This window comes from Yoonia sp. (genome assembly GCF_036007805.1).
Classification (GTDB): domain Bacteria; phylum Pseudomonadota; class Alphaproteobacteria; order Rhodobacterales; family Rhodobacteraceae; genus Yoonia.
In genome coordinates this window covers 1-1,545 of the sequence record NZ_DASYOK010000292.1, presented here as the reverse complement: position 1 = coordinate 1,545, position 1,545 = coordinate 1, and the positions used below count along the sequence as shown (strand labels likewise).

Here is a 1,545-nt window from a genome sequence, read left to right as displayed (position 1 = left end):
GAACCTGCGCCATCTGGCGCACCTGATCGGCAGCGACCGTCCTTTCTATGGATTGCAGGCGCGCGGACTTCTGGGTGACGAAGAACCGCATCGCACGATCGAGGCCGCTGCCGCCGACTATATTGCCGAGATGCGGCAGGTGCAGCCACATGGCCCCTATTATCTGGGTGGTTTCTCCGGTGGCGGCATTACGGCCTATGAAATCGCCCATCAGCTGCGCACGCAGGGCGAAGAGGTTGCTGCTCTGGTGTTGCTGGATACGCCATTGCCTGTGCGTCCTATTATGGATCGGGGTGACCGTTTGCGCACGAAATTGCAGGACATCCAGCGCGGCGGTCCGATGTATCTGGTGAATTGGTTCAAGTCGCGGGTCGCATGGGAGATCGCGAAACGAAAGGGCCGCGAAGAGAGTGCCGAGGAAGGTCAACAGTTTCACAATCTGGCGATTCAGGATGCGTTCCTGGAAAGCGTCGGCGCCTATCAGGTCAAGCCTTGGGATGGGACGATGGCACTGTTCCGCCCGCCACTGGTGCCGAAATGGACCGTCGGCAACAGGCTGATCAGTTCGGAACGCACATATCTTTATCCCGACAACGACTGGACCCAATTTGTCCCCGGTTTAGAGGTGTTCGAGGTGCCCGGGGACCATGACAGCATGGTGCTTGAACCCAATGTGCGCGTGCTGGCTGCCCGCATCCGTCGCTATCTTGAGCGGCCGGTGGGAGTGGCGACCAATTACAGGGAAGCCGCTGAATAGATGTCTGATCCAAGCATCCTGACAATCGTGCTGAATTATAAGACAGCACAGATGACGCTGGAAGCGGCAGACGCCGCGCGGGTGGCAATGCAGGGTTTGCCGGGCGAGATTGTGATTGTCGACAACGACAGTCAGGATGGATCATTCGAGATGATGGCGGCGCATGTTGTCTCTGCGGGCTGGGACAGGACCCGCGTGATCCAGTCAGGCCGCAACGGCGGCTTTGGCGCGGGCAATAATGTTGGTATTCGTGCGGGGCTGTCGGATGGCGGCAGGCCGGATTACGTTTATATCCTGAACTCGGACGCCTTTCCCAAGCCCGATGCGATCCGTGTGCTGTATGACCATCTGAACACGACCCCGAGTACCGGTTTCGCCGGAAGCTTTATCGCCGGTGAAGATGGTGAGCAGCACACCACAACCTTTCGATTCCCCTCTGTCTGGAGCGAATTGGAAGGGTCCATCCATTTCGGCCCTGTCAGCAAACTGTTGAAATCCTATCGGGTGCCCAGAGAATTGACCGAGACAGCCCCTGTCGATTGGCTGGCCGGTGCCAGCATGATGATCCGGCAGGACGTGCTGGATGAAATCGGGTTGTTTGACGAGACGTTCTTTTTGTATTTCAAGGAAACCGATCTGTGCCGCCGTGTGCAAAAAGCGGGGCATCAGGGCATGTTCCTTGCAGATAGCGTGGTCACACATCTGGGATCGGTTTCAACCGGAATGAAGGAATGGAAGCGCGTGCCGGACTACTGGTTCGATTCGCGCTGGTATTACTTCGCCAAGAA

2 protein-coding genes are annotated in these 1,545 nt (G+C 57.5%); both read left to right on the top strand.

Annotation, left to right across the window (positions count from 1 at the left end; genetic code table 11):
- The coding region (locus VGP75_RS15385) for a thioesterase domain-containing protein (RefSeq protein WP_327544500.1) at positions 1 to 757 on the top strand (757 nt) is incomplete at its 5' end.
- Positions 758 to 1,545: glycosyltransferase family 2 protein (locus VGP75_RS15380; protein ID WP_327544499.1), on the top strand; the 788-nt coding region annotated here is incomplete at its 3' end.